This is a genomic window from Haloferax sp. Atlit-12N (assembly GCF_003383095.1).
Classification (GTDB): domain Archaea; phylum Halobacteriota; class Halobacteria; order Halobacteriales; family Haloferacaceae; genus Haloferax.
Window position 1 is genome coordinate 773,013 of sequence record NZ_PSYW01000001.1, and the last position, 22,902, is coordinate 795,914.

The 22,902-nt window shown below is 67.5% G+C and carries 27 protein-coding genes and 1 pseudogene; 15 read left to right on the plus strand and 13 right to left on the minus strand.

Features of this window, described 5'->3' with window-relative positions:
* Window positions 1–27 precede the first annotated feature (27 nt).
* Window positions 28–483, plus strand: coding sequence for a DUF302 domain-containing protein (locus C5B90_RS03995; protein WP_004972792.1), 456 nt, complete (start codon window positions 28–30; stop codon window positions 481–483).
* A 33-nt stretch (window positions 484–516) separates the two neighbouring features.
* On the opposite strand, the gene C5B90_RS20730 is transcribed toward C5B90_RS03995, so the two are convergent.
* From C5B90_RS20730 to C5B90_RS04005, 3 genes are all read right to left on the minus strand, one after another.
* A complete protein-coding gene (locus C5B90_RS20730) occupies window positions 517–690 on the minus strand; it encodes a hypothetical protein (protein WP_004972794.1) in 174 nt (57 codons plus the stop codon).
* A gap of 35 nt (window positions 691–725) precedes the next feature.
* The gene (nreA, locus tag C5B90_RS04000) at window positions 726–1,988 is read right to left on the minus strand and encodes a DNA repair protein NreA (protein ID WP_115879284.1); all 1,263 of its coding nucleotides are present in this window, start codon (window positions 1,986–1,988) and stop codon (window positions 726–728) included.
* Between the two features lie 84 nt (window positions 1,989–2,072).
* Complete coding sequence (locus C5B90_RS04005; protein WP_013035638.1) at window positions 2,073–3,053, minus strand: transcription initiation factor IIB family protein; 981 nt, start codon at window positions 3,051–3,053, stop codon at window positions 2,073–2,075.
* A gap of 118 nt (window positions 3,054–3,171) precedes the next feature.
* Here C5B90_RS04005 and rnhA point away from each other — a divergent pair, with 118 nt between their 5' ends.
* A complete protein-coding gene (rnhA, locus tag C5B90_RS04010; RefSeq protein ID WP_115879286.1) occupies window positions 3,172–3,765 on the plus strand; it encodes a ribonuclease HI in 594 nt (197 codons plus the stop codon).
* Entirely contained in the window at window positions 3,758–4,318 is a 561-nt protein-coding gene (locus tag C5B90_RS04015) for a rnhA operon protein (RefSeq protein WP_115879288.1), read from the plus strand. The genes rnhA and C5B90_RS04015 overlap by 8 nt, the downstream gene beginning before the upstream one ends.
* Before the next feature lie 35 nt (window positions 4,319–4,353).
* On the opposite strand, the gene C5B90_RS04020 is transcribed toward C5B90_RS04015, so the two are convergent.
* Complete coding sequence (locus tag C5B90_RS04020; protein ID WP_004970086.1) at window positions 4,354–4,713, minus strand: PadR family transcriptional regulator; 360 nt, start codon at window positions 4,711–4,713, stop codon at window positions 4,354–4,356.
* A 335-nt stretch (window positions 4,714–5,048) separates the two neighbouring features.
* Here C5B90_RS04020 and C5B90_RS04025 point away from each other — a divergent pair, with 335 nt between their 5' ends.
* The 4 genes and pseudogenes from C5B90_RS04025 to C5B90_RS04040 all read left to right on the plus strand — a co-directional run bounded on the left by C5B90_RS04025 (window position 5,049) and on the right by C5B90_RS04040 (window position 8,485).
* Complete coding sequence (locus C5B90_RS04025; protein ID WP_004972805.1) at window positions 5,049–5,582, plus strand: inorganic diphosphatase; 534 nt, start codon at window positions 5,049–5,051, stop codon at window positions 5,580–5,582.
* Window positions 5,583–6,106: 524 nt separating this feature from the next.
* Window positions 6,107–7,006 (plus strand): rhomboid family intramembrane serine protease, encoded by a 900-nt coding sequence (locus C5B90_RS04030; RefSeq protein ID WP_115879290.1) that lies wholly within the window; start codon window positions 6,107–6,109, stop codon window positions 7,004–7,006.
* A 1-nt stretch (window position 7,007) separates the two neighbouring features.
* A pseudogene (locus C5B90_RS04035) lies at window positions 7,008–7,631 on the plus strand (endonuclease V); the annotation flags it as partial.
* An 8-nt stretch (window positions 7,632–7,639) separates the two neighbouring features.
* A complete protein-coding gene (locus C5B90_RS04040) occupies window positions 7,640–8,485 on the plus strand; it encodes an SDR family oxidoreductase (RefSeq protein WP_115879292.1) in 846 nt (281 codons plus the stop codon).
* A gap of 67 nt (window positions 8,486–8,552) precedes the next feature.
* Here the strand turns inward: C5B90_RS04040 and C5B90_RS04045 are convergent, their stop codons facing one another.
* The gene (locus C5B90_RS04045) at window positions 8,553–9,776 is read right to left on the minus strand and encodes a TRC40/GET3/ArsA family transport-energizing ATPase (RefSeq protein ID WP_115879294.1); all 1,224 of its coding nucleotides are present in this window, start codon (window positions 9,774–9,776) and stop codon (window positions 8,553–8,555) included.
* 150 nt (window positions 9,777–9,926) lie between these two features.
* On the opposite strand from C5B90_RS04045, the gene C5B90_RS04050 reads away from it, so the two are divergent.
* Together C5B90_RS04050 and C5B90_RS04055 are read left to right on the plus strand one after the other, a co-directional pair.
* Window positions 9,927–10,451 (plus strand): CinA family protein, encoded by a 525-nt coding sequence (locus tag C5B90_RS04050; protein WP_115879296.1) that lies wholly within the window; start codon window positions 9,927–9,929, stop codon window positions 10,449–10,451.
* 70 nt (window positions 10,452–10,521) lie between these two features.
* Entirely contained in the window at window positions 10,522–11,046 is a 525-nt protein-coding gene (locus C5B90_RS04055; RefSeq protein ID WP_115879298.1) for a metal-dependent hydrolase, read from the plus strand.
* A gap of 63 nt (window positions 11,047–11,109) precedes the next feature.
* Here the strand turns inward: C5B90_RS04055 and C5B90_RS04060 are convergent, their stop codons facing one another.
* Window positions 11,110–11,874 carry a PHP-associated domain-containing protein gene (locus tag C5B90_RS04060; RefSeq protein WP_199517434.1) on the minus strand — a complete coding sequence of 255 codons (765 nt, stop codon included), beginning with the start codon at window positions 11,872–11,874 and terminating at the stop codon, window positions 11,110–11,112.
* 98 nt (window positions 11,875–11,972) lie between these two features.
* On the opposite strand from C5B90_RS04060, the gene C5B90_RS04065 reads away from it, so the two are divergent.
* Window positions 11,973–12,275, plus strand: coding sequence for a hypothetical protein (locus C5B90_RS04065; protein WP_049905009.1), 303 nt, complete (start codon window positions 11,973–11,975; stop codon window positions 12,273–12,275).
* A gap of 187 nt (window positions 12,276–12,462) precedes the next feature.
* Here C5B90_RS04065 and C5B90_RS04070 read toward each other — a convergent pair whose 3' ends face one another.
* The 6 genes from C5B90_RS04070 to C5B90_RS04095 all read right to left on the minus strand — a co-directional run bounded on the left by C5B90_RS04070 (window position 12,463) and on the right by C5B90_RS04095 (window position 17,382).
* On the minus strand, window positions 12,463–12,915 hold the full coding sequence (locus C5B90_RS04070) for a transcription elongation factor Spt5 (RefSeq protein ID WP_004044218.1): 453 nt from the start codon (window positions 12,913–12,915) through the stop codon (window positions 12,463–12,465).
* 1 nt (window position 12,916) lies between these two features.
* On the minus strand, window positions 12,917–13,090 hold the full coding sequence (locus tag C5B90_RS04075) for a protein translocase SEC61 complex subunit gamma (protein ID WP_004044219.1): 174 nt from the start codon (window positions 13,088–13,090) through the stop codon (window positions 12,917–12,919).
* 225 nt (window positions 13,091–13,315) lie between these two features.
* Window positions 13,316–14,455, minus strand: a complete 1,140-nt coding sequence (ftsZ, locus tag C5B90_RS04080) for a cell division protein FtsZ (protein ID WP_115879300.1) — start codon at window positions 14,453–14,455, stop codon at window positions 13,316–13,318.
* A gap of 158 nt (window positions 14,456–14,613) precedes the next feature.
* Window positions 14,614–15,933: a D-aminoacyl-tRNA deacylase gene (locus C5B90_RS04085; protein WP_115879302.1), complete on the minus strand. Its 1,320-nt coding sequence runs from the start codon at window positions 15,931–15,933 to the stop codon at window positions 14,614–14,616.
* A gap of 57 nt (window positions 15,934–15,990) precedes the next feature.
* Window positions 15,991–16,317 (minus strand): hypothetical protein, encoded by a 327-nt coding sequence (locus tag C5B90_RS21015; RefSeq protein WP_233511881.1) that lies wholly within the window; start codon window positions 16,315–16,317, stop codon window positions 15,991–15,993.
* A 93-nt stretch (window positions 16,318–16,410) separates the two neighbouring features.
* Window positions 16,411–17,382 (minus strand): calcium/sodium antiporter, encoded by a 972-nt coding sequence (locus C5B90_RS04095; protein WP_115879304.1) that lies wholly within the window; start codon window positions 17,380–17,382, stop codon window positions 16,411–16,413.
* Window positions 17,383–17,552: 170 nt separating this feature from the next.
* Between C5B90_RS04095 and C5B90_RS04100 the strand changes: the two genes are divergently transcribed.
* The 5 genes from C5B90_RS04100 (at window position 17,553) to C5B90_RS04120 (ending at window position 22,444) form a co-directional block, all read left to right on the plus strand.
* The gene (locus C5B90_RS04100) at window positions 17,553–18,362 is read left to right on the plus strand and encodes a shikimate dehydrogenase (RefSeq protein WP_115879306.1); all 810 of its coding nucleotides are present in this window, start codon (window positions 17,553–17,555) and stop codon (window positions 18,360–18,362) included.
* A 44-nt stretch (window positions 18,363–18,406) separates the two neighbouring features.
* A complete protein-coding gene (locus C5B90_RS04105; RefSeq protein ID WP_115879308.1) occupies window positions 18,407–19,147 on the plus strand; it encodes a helix-hairpin-helix domain-containing protein in 741 nt (246 codons plus the stop codon).
* Between the two features lie 110 nt (window positions 19,148–19,257).
* Complete coding sequence (pabB, locus tag C5B90_RS04110) at window positions 19,258–20,772, plus strand: aminodeoxychorismate synthase, component I (RefSeq protein WP_115879310.1); 1,515 nt, start codon at window positions 19,258–19,260, stop codon at window positions 20,770–20,772.
* Window positions 20,769–21,479: an aminodeoxychorismate/anthranilate synthase component II gene (locus C5B90_RS04115; protein WP_115879312.1), complete on the plus strand. Its 711-nt coding sequence runs from the start codon at window positions 20,769–20,771 to the stop codon at window positions 21,477–21,479. Before pabB ends, C5B90_RS04115 begins: the two co-directional genes overlap by 4 nt.
* A complete protein-coding gene (locus C5B90_RS04120; protein WP_115879314.1) occupies window positions 21,476–22,444 on the plus strand; it encodes an aminotransferase class IV in 969 nt (322 codons plus the stop codon). The genes C5B90_RS04115 and C5B90_RS04120 overlap by 4 nt, the downstream gene beginning before the upstream one ends.
* A gap of 21 nt (window positions 22,445–22,465) precedes the next feature.
* On the opposite strand, the gene C5B90_RS04125 is transcribed toward C5B90_RS04120, so the two are convergent.
* The gene (locus C5B90_RS04125) at window positions 22,466–22,891 is read right to left on the minus strand and encodes a Rieske 2Fe-2S domain-containing protein (RefSeq protein ID WP_115879316.1); all 426 of its coding nucleotides are present in this window, start codon (window positions 22,889–22,891) and stop codon (window positions 22,466–22,468) included.
* Window positions 22,892–22,902: the final 11 nt, after the last annotated feature.

Consider the following 22,902-nt stretch of genomic DNA (forward strand, 5'->3'; position numbering starts at 1 on the left):
TCCCCGCCGGGGAGTCAAGGGTGGGTCATGGCACTCCCAATCGACCCCAGCGCCATCAAACCGGAAGACATCGGCGAGGAACGCGTCGTCCTCGAGATGGAACACGAGGCGGCAATCGAGCGCGTCCGCGAGGCGTTCACCGACGCCGGGTTCGGTGTTGCCACCGAATTTTCGCCCTCCGAGATGCTCAACGAGAAGGTCGACGCCGGCCGCGACCCCTACTACGTCCTCGGCGCGTGTAACCCGAACATGGCGGACCGCGCGCTCGACGCCACCGACAAGAAGATGGGCGGGCTCTTCCCGTGCAACGTGGTCATCTGGGAGGAAGAACCGGGCAAGCAGGTCGTCTACCACCTGAGCATCATGCGCGTCGCCCGACTCATCGGCATCGCGCCCGACAACGACGAGATGGCCGACATCATCGCCGACACGGGCGAACTCGTCGAACAGGCGCTCGCCAACCTCGACGCGGCCGAGGCATAATCGAGGCCACCGAGCGGACGCAGCCGTCTCGACTTACAACCCGTCTCGCGCGTCCACCGCGTCCGCGATGCGCTTGACGTCGCCGCGAATCTTGTACAGCAGGTAGAGCGCGACGAGCGCCGCGACCACGGGGAGGAGCGCGAAGATGCCGTAGATGAGGATGATGATGAGCAGTTCGGGACCGCCGGGGACCTGTAACGGGACCATGCGGGAACGTATTATCCGACTGTCAAAATAGTTGCTCAGGCGAAGTCGAAGATGTCGGTCTGGAGGCCCGCGGCCATCGTGGACTTCCGCCGGAGGTCCGCGAGCGAGACGGGGAGGTACTCCGTCACGTCGCGGACGGCGTCGCCGAACGTCTCAGCGTCGGCCATCTCGCCCTCAAAGGCGTGGCGGATGGACTCGCGAATCTGCCAGACACCGACGGGTCCCCAGTAGTCGTCGGAGACGTGTCTGATGACGAGCGCCTTCGCCTGTCGGCCGCGCTCTTGGAGGTGTTCGAGGACGCCGAGTCGGGAGGCGTGGTACGCGCCGGCCGTCTCGTTCACGTAGCCGGACCGGCCCTCGTAGCCCTCGCGGTCGGCCGCGAGGTACATCCCCGCCTCGGGGTCGGGGTTCCAGACGCTCCCCGGCGCTTTCAGCTCTATCAGTTCGAACTCCCACCGCCCCGGCGCGAGGATGACCCAGAAGGCGTTGCCGATGAACTCGTTGCGGTAGATTTCGACGCCGTCGATGCTGTCGGCGTGCTTGACCTGTCCGCGGAGATACTGGCCGAGCGTGTCGTCGACGGCGGTGATGGACCACCGCGTCGGGACGAGTCGGCGCTGTTCGGTCTGGCCGAGCGCGCCCGCAGAGAGGATGGTGTTGATGTCGTACACGTCGAAGCCGCGGCGGTAGAGATACGTCATCGCGCCCTCGGCGTTCCAGTCGTCGTCTTCGAGCGTCTTTTTGACCAGTTTGGGGACGTGCGGGTTCTCCGCGAGGTCGGCCGACCGGGCGCGGGCCCGCGGGCCGACGGGGGTCGCCACGTCGTCGGCGCTGGCGTCGAGGTCGAGCGACGGCTTCCCGTCGAGGCCGATTTCGACCGTCACGGGGCGGTCGGCGATGGCGACCTCGCGTTGCGTCCCGAGGAAGCCGTCCCACGAGTCGGCGACGTTCGTCACCTTCGTCCCGCGATTTGAGTTCAGAAGCGAAGTGCGCCGCTGGAACACGTCGTCGATGCTCACGCCCTCGTCGTACCACGCGGCGCTCGTCTCGAACGAGGCGGCGTCCTCGTCGTGGCCGACCGGCGAGAGAATGCCCGTCGAGACGTTCGGGTAGTTCGACCGGCCGACGAAGATAGACGGGGAGACGCCGCCGTACAGCGAGTCTCCCTGCACTGTCTCCTCGAACCGGTCTTGGAACGTCTCGAGGTGGTCGAGGATGCCGTAGGACTTCTCCTCGGCGAGTCGCCGCCGCTCGGCGCGCTCGTCCCGCTCGATGTCCATGTACTCGTCGAGCCGCATTCACCGGATGTGGGTCGCCCGCGGGTATGAACCTTCGGCGACGCGACCGGGGTCAGAAAGAGATGCGAATCGCGCGGGCGGGGCTCAGGTGTGGATGCCCATCGCTTCGATCTGCTCTTGGTAGCGGTTCCGGATGGTGACTTCCGTCACCTGCGCGACCTCGGCGACCTCGCGTTGGGTCTTCTTCTCGTTGCAGAGAAGCGACGCGGCGTAGATTGCGGCGGCCGCGAAGCCGGTCGGCGACTTCCCGGAGAGAAGCCCCTGTTCCGCGGTCGTCTCGATAATCTCGTTCGCCTTCGACTGGACCTCCTTCGAGAGGTCGAGTTCGGACGAAAAGCGCGGGACGTACTTCTTGGGGTCTACCGGCCGCATCTCCAGGCCGAGTTCCTGCGAGATGTAGCGGTACGTGCGCCCGATCTCCTTTCGCTCGACGCGCGACACCTCGGAGATCTCTTCGAGCGAGCGCGGAATTCCCTCCTTCCGACAGGCGGCGTAGAGCGCCGAGGTGGCGACGCCCTCGATGGAGCGCCCGCGAATCAGGTCCTCGCTGAGCGCCCGGCGGTAGATGACCGAGGCGACTTCGCGGACCGACCGCGGGACGCCGAGCGCCGACGCCATGCGGTCGATTTCGCTGAGCGCGAACTGCAGGTTGCGCTCGCCGGCGTCCTTCGTCCGAATGCGCTCTTGCCACTTGCGCAGGCGGTGCATCTGCGACCGCTTCTTGGAGGAGATAGAGCGGCCGTAGGCGTCTTTGTCCTTCCAGTCGATGGTCGTCGTCAGCCCCTTGTCGTGCATCGTCTGCGTGGTCGGCGCGCCCACGCGAGACTTCGACTGCCGCTCGGAGTGGTTGAACGCCCGCCACTCCGGGCCGGGGTCGATGCGCTCTTCTTCGATGATGATGCCGGTCTCTTCGTGAATCAACTCGCCGTCGCCGGTCCGAACGACTTCCTCGGGGTCGAGGTTGTCGAGGTCCAACTCCTCTTCAGATGTCTCGTCGTCCTGTGACTCGTCTCCCCATCGAGTCCGGTCGTGCTCACGCTCCCGCTGGCGGGTAGGCCGTTTCATCGCATTTATATATTGTCTATTTCCTTGCACTTCAACCTTTGCCGGGGTTCGTCGGAGTGTCGCTGCGCTCTCAGCGACGAACGGAGCGCCTTTACCGAATCACCGGTGAGATGACGGTATGCCGACCGTCGAGTGCGACCCCGATGAAGCCCGAGGACGACTCGAAGCCGCGGGCGTGTCCGTCTCGCCCGGAAACACCGACCACGAGCGGTGGCGCGCCGAACGCGGCGACGCCAGCGCCGTCGCCTACGACGGGAAAGTCGTCGTACAGGGGTCGCGGCCGACGGACCTGCTCGCGCTCATCCAGCCGAAAGGCGGCCGCGCGCACGTCTACTTCGACGGCGCGAGCCGCGGGAACCCCGGCCCCGCGGCCATCGGGTGGGCTATCGTGACCAGCAACGGTATCGTCGCCGAGGGCTCGAAGCGAATCGGCGAGACGACCAACAACCGCGCGGAGTACGAGGCGCTCGTGGAGGCGCTGTCGGTCGCCGAGGAGTACGGTTACGACGAGGTCGACGTGCGCGGCGACTCCCAACTGGTCGTCAAGCAGGTCCGCGGCGAGTGGAACACGAACGACCCCGGTCTCAAAGAGCGCCGCGTGAAGGCTCGAGAGCTGCTGTCGGCGTTCGACCGCTGGTCGCTGGAGCACGTACCGCGAGAGATAAACGACCGCGCCGACTCCCTAGCCAACGAGGCCCTCGACCATGCCTGAGTCAGAACTCCCCGAAGACGTGCTCGCCGAGGCCGAACGGCTGACGCGACTGGCCCGCGACGCCGTGGACCCCGACGAGGCCGCGACGTACCGGTCCGTCCGCGACGACCTCGTCGGCGAGTACGAGTTCCGCGCGCGACACCGCGAGGAAGACGACGTGTTAGCGCTCCACCCCGACGAGTGGGTCGACGACGACGGAATCGTCGACCCGACGGAGATAGAGGACGTGGACCGCGGAATCGAGCGGCCGCTGTCGGGGACCGGCGAGGACCACGAGTGGAGCGCGGTCGAAGAGCACAACGCGGCGTGCGTCGCGACCGTCGCCGAGGAACACGGCGCGGACCACGCGGCGAATGCGCGGGCGTTCGCGGACTTCCTCGGAAATCACTACGTTCGGCGAATCGAGACAGCCGGTGCTCCCGAAGTGCGCGAGTTCGTCGAAGAATATTATCCACGCAACGCGTGGCCGACCGCTGAACAGCAGTCGTTGTTGCCGGAGTCGCTCGAGTTGCTCTTCGACGCCGCAGACGCCGAAGTGCCCGAATACAACTGAGCGAACCCCGCGGTTCGTGCGGTGTGTTCAGCCGATTACAGCTTGCCTTCGACGAGCTCCGAGACCATCTCGGCGCGCTCGTCGTCGGTGACGAACTTCGAGAGCATCCAGTCGAAGCGGTCGAGGACCGCCTGGAGGCCGTCGTCGGTCAGTTCGTACTGGTTCGTCCGCTTGTCGAGTTCGCTCTTTTCCACCAGACCCATCTCGACGAGGTCGTCGAGGTTGGGGTACAGACGCCCGTGGTTGACCTCGGTGTCGTAGTACGATTCGAGGTGACGCTTGATAGCCAGGCCGTACATCGGCTCCTCGGCGAGAATGACGAGGATGTTCTGTTGGAACGCGGTGAGGTCCCGAGCCGCACCGGATTTGTTGCCAATTGTTTGTGCCTCTGACATGCATATGGAAATGTCACCTTCCTATTTAAACTTTGTCAACGAGCAGTCTGTTTCGCCGTCGTATGGAGACCCATTATTCAAAGAAATTGGGGCGGAGCGCACACGAGTGCCGGGTATTGCACAGAGTCGGGCCACGGCGACAAACGGGAGACGACACAGAGTTGCCGAGCGGGCATACCCGGGGAATATCTCAAACGCATAGGAGTAGCGTCGTGGGATTCTGTGGGGAATACCTCTACATGTGGAGGGGTTCGAAGCGGCCGACGGAACCCGGATGACAGCCAGACGAGACCAATCCCGAAAGGACTTTTGCCCGCATCGAGGATGGGTTCGGTATGGTGAACCTCTGGGAAGACATGGAGACCGGCCCCGACGCGCCGGACGAAATCTACGCAGTTGTCGAGTGTCTCAAAGGCGAGCGCAACAAGTACGAGTACGACAAGGACATCCCCGGCGTCGTCCTCGACCGCGTGCTCCACTCCAACGTCCACTACCCGTCGGACTACGGCTTCATTCCGCAGACGTACTACGACGACGAGGACCCCTTCGACGTGCTCGTCCTCGTCGAGGACCAGACGTTCCCCGGCTGTGTCATCGAGGCACGCCCGGTCGCGCTCATGAAGATGGACGACGACGGCGAGCAGGACGACAAGGTCATCGCCGTCCCCATCGAGGACCCCCGCTACGACCACATCGAGGACCTCGAAGACATCCCGCAGCAGACGCTCGACGAGATTGACGAGTTCTTCGCGACCTACAAGAACCTCGAGGCCGGCAAGGAAGTCGAGACGCTGGGCTGGGAGGACAAGCAGGCCGCCAAGGACGCCATCGAGCACGCGATGGACCTCTACGAAGAGAACTTCGCGTAAGCGACTCCACCGCGCGTTTTTTTCGACGCCACCCGTCGATCGAGAGCGCCGCCGCCGCGGTCAGCGACGACTTCCGGGAACTATCCGAACCGGAAACCGACCGGCTTCGGCGACTCGGATACCCGACAGTTATCGCCGGCGCATCGACCGATGAATTATGCGCATGGGTAATCTTTAGTCCCTGTGTCGGGTACGTCGAGACGAGTATGGCAGCCAAGCAACCCCGTCTCGGGCTCCAGCACCCGACCGTCGTCCCCACGAACTTCACGCCCGCCGACGAGGCGGACGAAGACGCCGAGGAAGCGTCCTCGGAAGACGCGTAATTCCGGATTTCTCGCGCGACGACCGCCGAGAGCGACAGCGCCGTCGAACCGACGACAGCCCCGCACCGACTTCTGGACGGACAAGAACCGGCCGAATGAAGCGCGAGATACCACGCCGTCGTCTTCGCGTTTGCGCCCTGTGTTCACATGCCGCATCCATGAGGGAACCCCTTTTTATCTCGCCGCTGTAAGGCGTTGGTAATGCCTATCTGCGACGTGTGCGGCAAAGACGAGAGTCTGCCGTACCGCTGTTCACGGTGTGGCGGGACGTTCTGTTCCGAACACCGCCTCCCCGAGAACCACGACTGCGCGGGGCTCTCCGACTGGGACGACCCCGCTGGCGTCTTCGACAGCTCTTTCGACGACTCGGTGAACAACAAGGGCGGCCGCGGCGGCGGGCTGCTGAGTTCACTCACGGGCGCTGGCGGCGTGCTCGGCTACTTCCGCGGGAACGTCACCTACCTGTTCCTCGCGCTGATGTGGCTCACGTTCTTCGCCCAACTCGTCTTGGAGCAGTTCCTCGGACTGCCCAACCTCTCGATCAGCGCCTTTTACCTCACGAGCATTCACCCCGAGTACGTCTGGACGTGGGTCACCTCGGTATTCGCCCACGGCGGCTTCTACCACATCGTCGGCAACTCCATCGTGTTGTTCTTCTTCGGCCCGCTGGTGGAGCGCTACGTCGGGTCGCGGAAGTTCGCGGCGCTGTTCCTCGTCAGCGGGATGCTCGCCGGACTGGCGCAGGTCGGCTCGTCGATGCTCCTGTCGCCGGGAAGCGTGAGCGCCGTCGTCGGCGCGAGCGGGGCCATCATGGCTGTCCTCGGCGTCCTAACCGTCCTCAATCCGGGGCTCAAAATCTACCTGTACTTCATCATCCCCGTGCCCCTGTGGCTGTTCACCCTCGGGTTCGCCGGCATCTCGGTGTTCTTCTTCGTCAGTCAGAGCGCCGACGGCATCGCCCACTTCGCGCACCTCATCGGCCTCGTCATCGGCCTCGCCTACGGCCAGCGGGTGAAGGGCCAGCGGAAGGTCCCCTCGCAGCTCTCACTCGGCGGGCGCGGTCCCGGCGGTCCCGGCGGCCCCGGTCGCGGTCGGTTCTGAGATGCGACCGGCCCGCCCCGACCTCGCGCCGCGCCCCGGGCTCTCCCGCGACGAGATGGAGTCGCTCCAGCGCCGCGTCGCCGAGGCCGCCGTCTTCGAGGACGACCTCCCGTTCGACCCGGCGCGCGTCTCGCTCGACTCGCCGGAACGAGAAAACGAGACGCTCACGAACGCGACAGCAACCGGCGGTGACACCGACTCGCCGCCGCTCGTCGCCGGTATCGACCAGTCGTTTCTGGACGACCGCGCGCTGAGCGCCGTCGTCGTCCTCCACGGCGGCGAGGTGGTCGAGCGCGTCCACGCCGTCTCGGACCTCGACCTGCCGTACATCCCCGGCCTGCTCTCGTTCCGCGAGGGCGGCCCCATCCTCGACGCGCTCGCCGAACTCGACTGCGACCCCGACCTGCTCGTCTTCGACGGCTCCGGCCGCATCCACTTCCGGCAGGCCGGTCTTGCCACTCACCTCGGCGTCGTCTGCGACACGCCGAGCATCGGCGTCGCCAAATCTCTCCTCTGCGGGACGCCGGACGAAGACGTGGACGGCCGACCGGAGGGCTGGCGAACGCCGATTCGCGCCGACGACTCGGTCGACCCCGTCGGCGGCCACCCCGCCGGCCCGGAGACGATACCGACGTGCATCAAAAGACGGTCCTCATCACCGGTTGCTCCTCGGGAATCGGGCGCGCGACGGCGCTCGACTTCCTCGACGAGGAGTGGGAGGTCTACGCCACCGCCCGGAACCCGGCCGATATCGAGACGCTGGGGGAACGCGGCGCGAACATCGCGACGCTCGACGTGACCGACCAGGGGGACGTCGACCGCGTGGTCGACCGCATCGCCGACGAGCAGGGCCGCATCGACTGCCTCGTCAACAACGCCGGCTACGGCCAGATGGGCCCCGTCGAGGACGTGCCGACCGAGCAGGTCCACGCCCAGTTCGACGTGAACGTCTACGGCCCGCACCGACTCATCCGAGCCGTGTTGCCCCACATGCGCTCGCAGGGCGACGGCACCATCGTCAACGTCTCCAGCGTCGTCGGCCGCGTCGCCTTCCCCGGTACGGGAATCTACGCCGGCTCGAAGTTCGCACTCGAAGCGATGACCGACGCGCTCCGCACCGAGGTCGAGGAGTACGGCATCGACGCCGTCCTCGTCGAACCCGGTCCGGTCGAGACGCAGTTTTCGAACCGCGTCGACGACGAGGTCAACGGCAACGGCGAGGACGCCGACGGCCTCGACCGCTCCGGCGCGTACGAGAAACTCTACAAACTGTTCGACGACTCGCAGGCGCTCGGCAGCAGCGGTCCCGGCGCGATTCCGCCCGAGCGGGTCGCAGAAGACATCGTCAACGCCGCGAGTTCGACCAAGCCGCGGGCGCGCTACCAACCCGGAACCGTCGCCCGCGTCGGCGTCCTCGCGCGCTTCCTGCCCGACGCGTGGCGCGACGCGCTCTACGGCTTCGCCCGCAAACTTCCCTGAAGCCGACCCGTCGCGGTCGGCCTGCGCCGACGGCCCGCGCTGACGACCTGCTCGACGCCGCTCGGCGTCAGTCGAGACAGGTCGCGACGACTCGAAGGGCGTCTTCGCCCTGTACCTGTTCTGCGAGCAGCGGCACCCGCTTCACGTCGCGGCCGCGGAAGAGGTTCGTCGCCGACCGGAGCGCGTCCTGCTGGACCTGCCAGCGGCGCTGACAGAAGCCGCAGTTCTCCAGGTCCGGCGACTCTATCCACTTGGGGTCCACGTTCGCCACGTCCTCGACGGACTCCATCACGCGGTTGACGACGAGCGTCTGGACGGGGATGCCGAACTCGTCGAGCCGCGAGACGAGTCGCTTGGACTCCACGACGCTCATCTCCTCGGGAATCATGACGACGCGGAAGTCGGTCCGCGTCGGGTCCCGGAGGACCGCGCGCAGGCGCTCGATGCGCTCGCGGAGGTCGTCGAGGTCCGCCATCCCGGCCTGCGGGTCGTCGGGGCCGCCGCCGAACATCCCCTTGAGGTTGTCCATCATGCCGGAAAAGCGCTGGCGCATGCGGGCGATGCGGCCGAGCATGGAGTCCATCAGTTCGGGGAGTTCGAGCAGGCGGAGCGTGTGGCCCGTGGGGGCGGTGTCGATGACGACGCGGTCGAACCGCGGGTCGTCCATGTATTCGAGGAGCTGCTGCATCGCCGCGGCCTCGTCCGCGCCGGGCATCGGCCCGCCCATCCCCATCGGCCCGTCGCCGCCGAGGAGGTCCTCGAAGCCGCCCATTCCGCCGCCCATTCCGCCGCCGAACGGGGAGTCCGAGTCGTCGCCGGCGAAGGGGTTGTCGTCGTCGTACTCGCCGGTCTCGAAGTCGGTCTCGTCGTCGTACTCCTCGCCCGAGCCGTCGCCGCCGGCGAACGGCCCTTCCATGACCGCGTCGGGGTCGATTTCGGCCGCGTAGAGGGGAATCTCCTCCCGAATCCGAGTCGGCTTGTCGGGGACCGGCACGCCGAGCGTGTCGGAAAGAGAGTGCGCTGGGTCCGTGGAGACGACGAGCGTCGCGGTGCCGTCGGCCGCGCTGGCGAGCGCCGTCGCCGCGGCCATCGTGGTCTTTCCGACGCCGCCCTTGCCGCCGTAGAGGACGTAATCGGGCGCGTCGATTCCCTCGGGGAGGTCCTCGGTGTCGGTCGACGTGACCTCGTCCGGGTCGGTGACTTCCACCTCGATTTCGGCCGGCCCGTCGTCGCCAGCGTCGTCGTCTTCGTCGGCGTCGGGTCGCTCCGTCGGCTCAACGTCGATGTCCATGTCGGACCCGACACCGCGGGGCTTTGTGTACTTCTCGGTCTCGGAACCGCCGGAGGACTTTTGCCCGGTCACGTCGGGTCCCGCCCGCGGCACCAACTCCGCAGGTGGCCTCCCCGTCCGCTTTTGTCCCAACCGTCCGTCGTCGGTCGTATGCGCGAGTTCGCATCCGACCCGCCCGAGGAAGTCCGCGTCGGCGACACCCTCCGCGAGGCGGGCCACACCGTCGCCGTCGCGGAGTCCTGCACCGGCGGCCTCATCGGGTCGCTCCTGACCGACGTGCCCGGCTCCAGCGACTACTTCGACCGCTCGCTCGTCACCTACTCCTACGACGCCAAGCGCCACGAACTGGCGGTCTCACGGGAGTCGCTCGACGAACACGGAGCCGTCTCCGAACCAGTTGCCCACGAGATGGCCGCCGGCGTCCGCGACGTGGCCGACGCGACGTGGGGACTGGCGACGACGGGCATCGCCGGGCCGGATGGCGGCCTGCCCGGTAAGCCGGTTGGTACCGTCTTCGTCGGCGTCGCCTTCGCCGCGCCGTGGGGGTCCGGTGACTCCTACGCCCGCGTCGAGCGCTTCGAGTACGACGGGTCGCGGACGCAGGTCAAAGAACAGATTGCGCGCGGGGCGCTGGCGCTCCTCCGCGAGGAAATCGAGACCGTCACGACCGACTGAGCCGGCCGCACGGCCGCCGTCGGTCGGTTCCGTGGGAAAGCTTTGTATCCCGCCAGACCAGTCTGCATCCATGAACAAGAAGGGACACGTGCTCAACGCCATCCTGTTGGCGCTTGGGCTCGGCGTCATCCTCACCGTGGACCCGCGGTCGTTCGAACCGACGATGGATTCGGCGCTCCTCCTCGCCCAGAAAATCGGCCAGTTGTCGCTGCCCGTCGTCCTCGGGGCGCTGTTCCCCGACGTTGACACCGCTTTCGGCAAGCACCGCAAGACGCTCCACAACCTCCCGGTGTTGGGGATATTCCTCGCGTTCCCGCTCGTCTTCGGCAACCTCCACTTCGTCTGGATCGGCGTCGCCACCCACTACGTCCTCGACATGGTCGGCTCGAAGCGCGGCATCGCGCTGTTCTACCCGCTGTCGCCGCAGGAGTACGACCTGCCGACCGGCGTGGCGACGAGTTCGAAACACGCCGACGCGGTGACCGTCGTCGTCACGGTCGCCGAACTCGGCGTCCTCGCGGGCGTCCACTACTACCTCTTTTCGCTCGACGTGTCTCTCGCGGACGCCGCGGCGTCGTTCACCGCGGTGGTCTGAGGGCGGGGCGGCCGCGACGCTGGCGGGTTCTGGCGCGCTCAACAGAACTCCGCTCCGCGAAACTCAGTAGACGCTCACGTCGTCGAACTGGCCGTCGTAGGCGATGTGACTCGGGTGCGTCGGCTCCATCCCCGAAAGCAGGAGTCGGTCGACTTTCCCCCACGAGTTCTCGTAGCCGAGGTGGGCGAACTCGGCCGCGCCGCGAAGCGCGTGGGAGACACCAGTCCGGCGGACGACCCGGCGCTCCGCCCCCTCGCGGAGCGCGGCGACGAGGTCGGCCTCGGAGTCGATGTCGCGGTCGAACTCGGTCCACGCCTCGCCGACGGTGCCGTGGAGGTGCGCGTAGGACGACGCGAACCCCGGCAGTCCCGTCTCGCGGGCGATATCACGCCCGCGGCGGTTGTCCCGCGGCAGGGTCTTCGTGTTGTACGTCTCGACGGCGTCGATGTCGTCGCGGTGGGCGGCCACGTCCTCGGCGGTGAGACTCACCGTCAGGAACTCGGGGTGCGGGACGAGCGTCGCCGCGTCCTGTCGGTCGAACTCCGCGAAGGCCCCATCGAGGGTGATGAAGTCGGGAACGGGGTCGGAGAGACCGACCACAAGGACGTGTTTCCGGTCGCGCCACGACCCCGTGAACACCTCGCGGGCGGGGACGACGAGCAGGTCGTCGTCGGAGAATCGCTCCGCGCGGGCGCGGATGTCGGGCAGGCGGACGAAATGCGGCGCGTAGACGAGCACGTCGACACCGCGGGCTTTCGCGCGCGAGACGACCCGCTCGTCGAGAATCTTCACGTGCATATCGACCCGCGTCGTCGTGGTCGCGCTCACACGGTACGGTCGGGTCAGCCATCAGTTAGTGGTTGCTATTTGTCGAACGGCGGGCGGTCGAAGAAACGGTTTTGTCGCTCACGTCCGTCGGTGGGAACATGTCCCGGTGGAAGTGCGGAATCGAAGGGTGTGACGGTCGGTTCGAAGACGCGGAAAGCGCGGTCATCCACCAGACGGTGGAACACGAGCGCCACGAGTGCAAGGTGTGCGGGACTATCGTTCCCGAGGGCTACTTCGCGATTCGACACGCCTTCGACGAGCACACCCGCGCCGAGTTCGTCCGCGCGTACGACGCCGACTCCTCCGCGGTCCGCATCCGCGAGGACGTAAAGGACGCCGTCGAGGCGGACGCCGACCTCAACAGCGTCGTCGAGACGCTCCGCGAGCAGGGCGCACTGTAGACGAGTCGGAGAGTCAGGCTGGTCGCGGTGGGACGCGACACGGTCGCGCGAGACGGCCTCGTCGGTGACTGTCGGGGGACATGGGAGTCACCGGGTGGGTGGATGTCGCTAGGGGACGCGGCGCTCGTCGTGTGCGGTGAGTCGAGCCAAAACTGAGAGAGAAGAGAGCCCTCGTCGGGGCGGACGCTTACCGCTCTTCGGAGTCGAGGACGCGAATCTGGTCCCCGCGGACGGTGACCGGAATCGGGACCGTCGCCTCGTACAGTTCGACGGTGACCTGGTCTTTCGTCTCGTCGATGCGCTGGACGCGCGCCTTCTCGCCTTTGAACGGGCCGGCGATGAGTTCGACGATGTCGCCCTCCGCGATACCCTCCACGTCCGGCGTCGGCGAGAGGAAGTGTTCGACTTCGGCCATGCTGGAGGTACCGACCGCGCCGCCGCTCTCGACGAGGCCGCGGGCGTGCGGAATCTCCTCGAGGACGCGCGTGACGATACCGTCGTCGTCGGCCTCGACCATCACGTAACTCGTGAGCGAGTCGGGCGCGAGGACGGCGTGAATCTGTTCGAACTCCTTCGTCGCAATCATGTCCGCGACCGTTTGCTCCTGACGAGCGGTGGTCTTTACGGCGAAGATGGGCATCTCAGACCCCTCCGGGGAGGAAGCTCATGACCGCGAAGATGATGAAGCCGAGCAGTCCGACGAGGAAGATACCCGCACCGGCGATTTTGGAGATTTGGGAGAACTCCTGCCAGGACGGGGTGCTCGCGAGTTTCAACACGCGAACGTAGCTGTTCAGGTCGTACTTAACGTCCATGTTGCTGGGGCCTAAGTCGTCGGGCTTTTTCTATCTATTGATGCACCGACGAGCCGAGCGCGCCGAGAACGTGCCCGCGAGCCGGTAAGAACGGCTGATTCGGACGGTTCGGCCGCTCTGCGGGTCCAGCAGTCGGGGTCGCGGACACGGACACACGATGCCGGCGGGCGTCGGAACCGCGGAAAGTAAACGAGTCCGCGTGGCCGACGACGGTGGTGGCGACGACTACTCGACGTAGTCGATGTCTTCGAGGCGGCCTTCGGCCTCCGCCTGTACCTCGCCGTTGCGGCCGTAGATTTGGGGCGACTCGACACCGGTGACGACGATCATCGTCCGCATCATGCCTTCGAGTTCGTCGTCGACGGAGGTCCCCCAGATGATGCGCGCGTCGGGGTCGATGCGGTCGTAAATCTCCTCGACGACGCCCTCGGCCTCCTCGATGCTCATGTCGGAGCCACCGGTGACGTTGACCAGCGCGGAGTTCGCGCCGGAGATGTCCACGTCGAGGAGCGGCGAGCGGAGGGCGGACTTGACGGACTCTTGGGCCTTGGACTCGGAGTCGGACTCGCCGAGACCGATCATGGCGACGCCGCCGCGCTCCATGACCGTCTTCACGTCGGCGAAGTCGAGGTTGACGAGACCGGGCTTGGTGATGAGTTCGGTGATGCCCTTGACCGAGCGCATCAGCACCTCGTCGGAGACCTTGAACGCCTGGCGGACCGGGAGCTTCCCCACGGCGTCGAGCAGGCGGTCGTTCGGAACGACGATAACCGTGTCAGAAACGTCGCGGAGGCGTTCGAGACCGGCTTCGGCGTTCGTCCGTCGCACCTCGCCTTCGGCCGTAAAGGGCGTCGTGACGATAGCGATGGTGAGCGCGCCCGACTCGCGGGCCGCCTTGGCGACGACGGGAGCCGAGCCGGTGCCGGTGCCGCCGCCGAGACCGGCGGTGACGAACACCATGTCGGAGCCCTCGATGGCGTCGTAAATCTCCTCTTGGGATTCGAGGGCAGCCTCCTCGCCGACCTGCGGGAGCGACCCCGCGCCGCGGCCCTGGGTCTTCTGCTCGCCCATGAGAATCTTCGTGTCGGCCCCGATTTCCACGAGGTGTTGCACGTCGGTGTTGGCGGCGACGAGCTTCGCCCCCTTGATTCCCTCCTCGTGCATCCGGTTGACGGTGTTCCCGCCGGCACCGCCGCACCCGACCACCGTGATGTTGGTCTGGAGGTCTTTGAGAACCGCTTTCAGTTCGTCGTCAGTCATCGTCCCGGACCGGTTGATGTTGGTCGAGTCGTCGACCTGAACCGACTCATCCCCCATGTCCTCGGCCTCGGCCTCGTCAATTGCGTCGCCGACGATAGAGTCCATATTTATGGAGACGGTTTACGGAGGACGACTAATTATCTTTCCCCCTTCCGTCAGACATCTGTCCGACGAGCCGCCGATTCGTGCCGAAACGTGACATGTGAGCCCGCGGCACAGGACGGCTCACGGGCCGAAATCAGTCAACTACGGTTCGCCGGCGGTCACACGACGAACTCGACCAGTCGCTCTTTCGAGACGTCTTCGGGCGCGACGGTTTCGCCGTCAATCTCGACCGACTGCCCGGCCGAGAGCTTGCCGAACGCCGGTCCTTCTGGGACGCCGAACTCGCGTGCCGCGGCGGGGTCGAAGGCGCGCGTCGTCGCCGTGACCGCCCCGTCGTCGCGGACGACGCTGTCGTATTTCTCGCGGAGTACGTCACAGAGCCGCGACACGAGTTCGTCGTAGCCGTCGCCCGCGACGGCGGCGCGACCCACCGCGCGCGCCCCGCCCTCAGTCGTGTGGAAGGCGACGGTCGTCTCGCGGACCGCGTCGAGCGCGGCGTCGAGGTCGATGCCCTGCGCCTCGCCGAGCAGGCCGTCGGGGAGCGAGACGACCGCGTAGTCGTCGGCGTCGATTCGAGCGCCGAAGCGGAGACCCTCGTCGACCGCGGTGATGTCGGCTTCGAGGGCGGTGACGCGGTCGAGGGGGACGCCGGTGGTCTCGCGGACCCACGTCTCGGAGACGACCCGGAACCCCTCGGCTTCGAGGGCGGCCGCGAGGTCGTCGCGGTCGCCGTCGACGAGCGCGAGGTCGGCCGCCGAGGCCTCGAACGCCCGGCGGAGCACGTCGCGGTTGTTCTCGGGCGCGCCCATCGCCTTGAGCTGCCAGTCGGCGGCGATGTGGCCGACGCGCCAGTCGGTCTCGCGGAGGACGCGCTCGAACCGCGGGGCGTAGTGGCCGCCGCCGAAGCCGACGAGCTGGCGGTCCGCGTCGGGCGCGACGCCCTCGATGTCGAGGACGGCCGCCGCGACGGCGCGGGCCCCATCGGGGTCTCCCCACTGTTCCTCGTCGCTCCCGAGTTCGACGAACATCGAGGGGACCGTCGGCTCGGTCGGGCCGTGATGGGTCGCCTCGATGCCGACTTCGTAGTCGTCCGGCGCGCGCTCGCGGAGCGCCTCGACGACGGCGCGCTGGGCGTTGGGGCACGCGCGGGCGAACCGCCCCGGCTCGCCGCCGTAGTCGGCGGGTCCGAAGTTCCCGGTGAAGTGCGCGGTCAGGAGCGCGCCGGTCTCGCCGGCGTGTCGGGAGACGACGACGAGGAGGTCGAGGTCGGCGTCGAACGCCTCGGCGGGGTCGTCGAGGTCGATGTGCAGGTCGTCGAACTCGCGGAGTTCGAAGCCGTCGCGGGAGAAGACGGTGCCGCCGCCGTCGGCGTCGGGTCGGTCCCCGTCGGTTCGTTCGTCCCAATCGGCGAGTTCGAGCAGATGCTCGCCGATGTGAACCGATGCGCTGTCGGCGCGGCTGACGACGATTCCAATCACGATACGAGGGTCGCCGAGGTCGACGAAAAGGGCGTCGGAAGCGGCGAGGGGAGCCGGTCAGTCTTCGACCGCGGCCGGGACCTCGTTCGCACCGTAGTCGCCGCGGACGCGCCGGACGGAGAGCTTGGCGACCGCCTCGCGGAGGCTGATGGAGAACGTGATGAGGATGCCGAGCGCGAACACCCGCGGCACGTCGGCCTCGGCGGTCTCCGCGCCCCACGCGAGGAGGAACGAGGCCCCGATAACGGCGATACCGCAGAGGGCGACGGTGACGCCGGTCGTGAGGTCAACGCCGAACACCGTGTGGAGGCCCAGCCACGGGACCGTCAGGAGCGCGGCCCCGAACACCGCGGTCAGCGGATGACTGAGTCGTTGTCCGACCATCGTGGCTACAAGAGCGGAGCCGAAGCGGTTGCTCTTGTGTTTCACAATCTCCCGAAACGGGAGCGAGGTGCGGACGAGTCGCCCGGCGGGGCGTTAGGGAAGGATGAGCCAGAAGAACACGAGATAGCCGACGACGAGGATGCCGCCGTCGAGACGGGACACGTTGCGGTTGCGGAGCATCAGCGCGATGACACCGAATGTGAACACGAGGAGCGCCGGGAAGTCCAAGGAGATGGTGCTCGCGGGGACGTTCACGGGGACCATGATGGCGAGGATGCCGAGGACGGCGACGACGTTGTAGATGTTGGAGCCGACGACGTTGCCGATGCTGAACTCCGACTCGCCGCGGACCGCGCTGATGACGGACGCCGCGAGTTCCGGCAGGGAAGTACCGAACGCGAGGACGGTCAACCCGATGAATCGAGTGCTGAAGCCGTACGCCTCCAGCAGGCCCTTTCCGCCCTGAATGAGCCAGTTCGAGCCGATGAACAGGAGGAGCAGGCCGAGACCGAGGTAGAGCACGTCCTTGAACTGCGCCGACACCTCGTCTTCGTCCTCGATGTCGAGTTCGTCCGTGCCGATGGCGTCGGCCGTCGCCGACCGTGCGCGGTAGAGCAGATAGCCCGTGAACGCGACGAGGATGAGCAGGAGGATGCCACCGTCGACGGCGCTGAGGTTCCCATCCATCCCGAGGGCGACGAGCGCGACCGCCGCGGCGATCATGAACGGGACGTGTCGCCGGAGCGTCGTGGTCGAGACGCCCATCGGCTGGATGAGCGCCGAGATACCGAGGACGAGGCCGATGTTGGCGATGTTGGAGCCGACGATAGCGCCGAGGCCGAGGTCGGCGCTGTAGCCAAGTCCACTCAGGACCGCGACGAAGAGTTCGGGGGTGGTCGTCGCGAACGCGACGATGGTCACACCGACGATGGCCGCCCGGAGACCGAGGCCGATGGCGAGTCGAGACGCGCCCTCGACGAGCGCCTCGGCCCCGAGGTAGAGCGCGACGATACCCGCCACGAGGAGCGCGGTATCGAAGGAAAGCAGGGTTGCGAGTGCCGACATACGCGGGAGTAGACCAACGGGGGACTAAAAGCGCGCCGGTACACCGTGGGTCCGCGACAATCTATCACGGGAGAGTGAACGGGGGAAATCCGCGCCTCGCAGGTCATCGAGTCCCGGCGGAATCCGACGCGGGCGGGCGAGTTATATCGTCGGCAGGTCACCTCCCGCCCATGCAAGTCTACGGTCTCGTCGGCAACCCGGTCGGCCACTCGCTGTCGCCGCCGATGCACGAGGCGGCCTACGAGGAAACCGGTCTCGACGCCCGGTACGTCACGTTCGAACCCGCCCGCGAAGACATCGCGGCGGCCGTCAAGGGCGCGGATGCCCTCGGCGTCTCGGGGCTGAACGTCACCATCCCGTTCAAACAGGACGTGCTCGAACTGGTCGACCCCGACCCGCTCGCAGAGCGCATCGGCGCGGTCAACACGGTCGATTTCGGCGGGAAGACGCCGAAAGGGTACAACACCGACGCGGCGGGCGTCACCCGGTCATTCGAGCGCCACGGCGTCGGCCTCGACGGAAACGCAGCCGTGGTCGTCGGTGCCGGCGGGGCGGGGCGGGCCGCCGCGTTCGCCCTCGCCGACGCCGGCGCGTCGGTCCACGTCGCCAACCGGACCGCCGAGACGGCAGTCGAACTCGCCGAGGCCGTCCCCGGCGCGACCGGCGGCGGACTGGACACGCTCGACCGGATTCGGGAGGCGGACGCCCTCGTCAACGCGACGAGCGTCGGGATGGAGTCGCCCGACGAGACGCCCGTCCCCGCGGAGTACCTCCACGGCGACCTCGCGGTGCTCGACGCGGTGTACACGCCGCTGGAAACGCGACTCCTTCGCGAGGCGGCCGCGGCAGGCGCGGTCACCATCGACGGCGCGTGGATGCTCCTCCTGCAGGGCGTCGAGGCGTTCGAACGGTGGACCGGCCGCGACGCACCGGTCGAGGCGATGAACGCCGCGCTCCGGAGCCACCTCGAGAGCGACTGAGGCCGCTGGTTTTTAAATAACGGGATTGCATAGGAGAAGGTAACATGGGCTTGCTTGACACTATTTCGTCGCTCTGGAAATCCCTCGTTGGTGGCGACTCGTCGTCTTCCTCGAAGGAGGGACGTGACGACACGGCGACCGTTACAGTCGAACGCGACACCAGAACCGAGCGCGAGGAACCGGACATCGAGACCGAGGCCGCGGTGAAGGAACCGGTCGAAGAGACGGAATCGGCGGACGAGACGGCGGACGAAGAGACCGACGACGCGGTCGAATCAGCGGTCGAAGACGAAGCCGACGCGGAGCCCCAAGTAGACGACGAGGACGCCCGCGACGACGCCGAGGTGGCGGCCGACGCCATCGAGGAAGCCGAACCGGAGGACGAAGACGCCGAAGCGGAGCCTGAGTCCGAGTCCGAGGTCGAAGCCGACGGCGAACTCGAAGACCAAGACGAGTCTGAATCCGCCGGCTCCGACGAAGCCGGCACCGAGGAATCGGACGAAGAAGCGGTCGACGAAGGAGACGAGGAAGCCGAGGCCGAAGACGAAGCGGACGACGAGGAAGCTGCAGACGACGAACCGGCCGACGAGTCGGCCGCCGACCCCGACGCGCCGACCGTGGACACGATTCGTGGCATCGGCCCGGCGTACGCCGAGCGCCTCTCGGAGATCGGCATCGAGAGCATCGCGGACCTCGCAGCGGCCGACGCCGACGAGGTCGGCGACAAAATCGACGTGTCGCCGAAGCGCGTCCAGCGCTGGATCGACCGCGCCGGCGACGCGTAACCGACTCGCGTTCCGGGCGACCGAGACGATTTTTTTACCCGACGGTCGCTCACGCTACCTCGCAGACACGTCGCGAAACCGTTTACCCGACGGGCGGACTGGTGTGGGTAATGACCGCACCGACCGTCGTCACCGACCGCGACGACTTTCGCGCGACCGCCGCGGTCGAACCCGCCGGCGCGCGCGTCCCCGTCGAGGCCCGCGTCGCCGTCTCGGACCCCTTCGACGCCTATCGACGCGCCCGCCGGAACACCGGCGGCTTCTTCTACGAGACGACCGGCGGGCAACCCGGTTGGGGTGCCTTCGGCGTCTCCCCCGCCGAGCGCCTGACCGTCGACGACCCGACCGACGACGACTGGGGCGACCCCGGCGTCGACACCGCGCCGAGCCTCGCCGCGCTCGAGTCGCTCGTCGACTCGGAGACGCTCGTCCGCGGCGACTGCGACGTGCCGTACCCCTGCGGCCTGTTCGGGTGGCTCTCGTACGACGCGGCCCGCGAACTCGAATCGCTCCCCGAGCACACGACCGACGACCGGGGGCTCCCGCACCTGCAACTCGGCCTGTACGACCTCGTGGCGTCGTGGGAGGAGCCCCGACCCGACGACTGCGAGACGACGCTCCGCGTCACCTGCTGTCCCGTCGTCGACGACGACGCCGACCTCGACGCCGTCTACGACGAGGCGCGAACGCGGGCGACCGACCTCGCCACCGAAGCGGTCGAAGGCGACCCCGTGCCGGTCCCCGCGCCCGTCGAAGCCGATGAGGCGACGTTCGAGAGCGCCTGCGGCCGTGAGGCGTTCGCCGACCGCGTCCGCGCCGCGAAGGGGTACGTCCGCGACGGCGACACGTTTCAGGCGAACCTCTCGCAGCGACTCGTCGCGCCCGCCGCGGTCCACCCGGTGGACGCCTACGCCGCGCTCCGACAGGTCAACCCCGCGCCGTACTCGGGCCTGCTCGAACTCCCCGGCGTCGACCTCGTGAGCGCCAGTCCCGAACTCCTCTTGCGCGTCGAGGGCGACCGCCTCGTCACCGAACCCATCGCCGGCACCCGCCCGCGAGGGGCGACGCCCGAGGAGGACGACGCGCTGGAGGCCGACCTGACGACCGACGAGAAGGAGCGCGCCGAACACGCGATGCTCGTCGACCTCGAACGCAACGACCTCGGAAAGGTCTCCGAGTACGGGTCGGTCGAGGTGACGGAGTACCGTCGGGTAGACCGCTACTCGGAGGTGATGCATCTCGTCTCGCTGGTCGAGGGAACCCGGCGCGAGGGGACCAGCCTCGCCGACGCCATCGCCGCGGTGTTCCCCGGCGGGACCATCACAGGCGCGCCGAAGCCCCGGACGATGGAGATAATCGACGAACTCGAAGCCACCCGGCGCGGCCCCTACACCGGGAGCATGTTCGCCGTCGGCTTCGACGACCGCGCGGTGCTGAACATCATCATCCGGACGCTCGTCCGCTTCGAAGACGAGTACCATCTCCGCGTGGGAGCGGGCATCGTCCACGACTCCGACCCCGACAGCGAGTACGACGAGACGCTGGCGAAGGCGCGGGCGCTCATCACCGCCATCGACGAGGCACTCGGCGAGCGCGCGGACATGACCGTGGGGGCGGAGCGATGACGCGCATCCTCGTCATCGACAACTACGACTCGTTCGCCTACAACCTCGTGCAGTACGTCGGCGAGGCGGTCGCCGAGGCGCGGGGTGGAGACGAGAGCGCGGACGGAAGCGATTCAGACGCCTCAGACGACGTGCTCGTCTACCGCAACGACGCGCTCTCGGCCGACGACGTGCGCGACATCGACCCGGACGGCATCGTCGTCTCGCCCGGCCCCGGAACCCCCGCGCAGGCTGGCGTCTCAGTCTCGGTCTTCCGCGACCTCGACTACCCGACGCTCGGCGTCTGTCTCGGCCACCAGTCGCTCTGTGCCGCCCTCGGGAGTCGCGTCGGCCACGCGCCCCACGTCGTCCACGGAAAGCCGTCACTCGTCGAACACGACGGCGCGGGTGTCTTCTCGGGGCTGCCCGAGCGAATCGAAGTCGGGCGCTACCACTCACTCGCGGTCGAGCACGACGACGTGCCATCCGAGTTGGTGGTGACCGCCCACACGGTCGCAGCGGGGTCCGAAACCGGCGGTTCCGATACTGACGAGGGAGACGAACCATCGGTCGTGATGGGCGTTCGCCACCGTGAGAAGCCCCACGTCGGCGTGCAGTTCCACCCCGAGAGCATCCTCACCGACTCGGGGAAAGACATCGTCCGCAACTTCGTCGCGCTCGCCGCGGGCGACGGTCCGGTGGCCGACGCCTGGGAGGGCGAGCGATGAGCGACGACAGCGACAACGGCGGCGGTGACGGCGGCGGCGGCGACGACAGTCGGTCGCTTCGCTACCACGTCGACGGCGAACTCGCCCCCGCCGAGTCGGCGTCGATTCCGATCACGGACCGCGGCTTTCTCTACGGCGACGCGGCCTTCGAAACCCTCCGCGCCTACGGCGGCGAGGTGTTCCACTGGGACGCCCACGCCGACCGGCTCGCCGAGACGTGCGACGCGCTCGGGATGGGCCACGGGCTGTCAGACGACGACCTCCGCGCGCGAATCGACGAGACGCTGGCGGCGAACGACCTCGACGAGGCGTACGTCAGGCTCTCGGTCACCCGCGGCAGTCAGGGCGGCCGCCTCACGCCGGCCGAGGAGGTCGACCCCCGCGTCGTCGTCATCGTGGAACCGCTCGCCCGCGGCGGCCGCGGCTCCGACCCCGTGTGGGACGGCCCCGCGTCGGTCCAGACGGTCAAGACCCGGCGCATCCCCGACCGGTCGCTTCCCGCGCGGGCGAAGACGCACAACTACCTCAACGGCATCCTCGCCCGCGTCGAACTCCGCGTCACCGGCGCGGACGAGGCGCTCATGCTCGACGCCGACGGCTACGTCACCGAGGGCGCGACGAGCAACCTCTTTTTCGTCGAGGACGACGCGCTCTGCACGCCGGGTCTCGACGGCCCGGTCCTCCCGGGCATCACCCGCCGCGTCGTCCTCGACCTCGCCCGGCAGGAGGGCATCCCGATTCGGGAACGGCGCTTCACGCCGGACGACGTGCGCGGCGCGAACGAGGCGTTCCTCACGAACTCGACGTGGGAACTCCGGCCGGTCGAGACGGTCGACGGCATCCAAGTTGGCGATGGACCGGTGACGAAACTGCTCTCGCGGCTCTACGACGACTACGTGGAGCGACGCCACTACGGCGACGACGACGGCGACAACGGTCACAACGACGACAGCGACGAGAACTGAGTCGCTCCGCCGCGCCCGCCGTCAGAACTCGACGTTCGAACTTGAACTCCGGTCGACAGGGTCGGTCTCGATTGCGCCCTGTCCGACGTAGTCGAACTCGTCGTCTGAGAGGAAGACGTGGTCGCCGTCGACCGTGAGTTCGAGGTCGTCGAGCACCGCGCCCTCGCAGGGGCCGTAGTTGCAGTAGCCCGTGTCGGCCTCGAAATACGCGCCGTGGTTCTGGCAGATGACCTCGCCGTTGCGCATCGGCGCGCCGGAGCCCTTGTCGAGTTTGATGTGCGTCAGGTGCATACAGTAGTTCAGCCAGCCTTGGATGCCGTCGTCGGTGCGGACGAGGATGGCCTCGCGTTCCTCGGCGTCGGCGTCGTCGGCCGCGCGGACCCGAAAGAGAAAGGTCGTGTCGTCGGGCACGTCGCCCACCGCGCAGATTCGTTCGAGGTCGCTCATTGTGCTCTCGT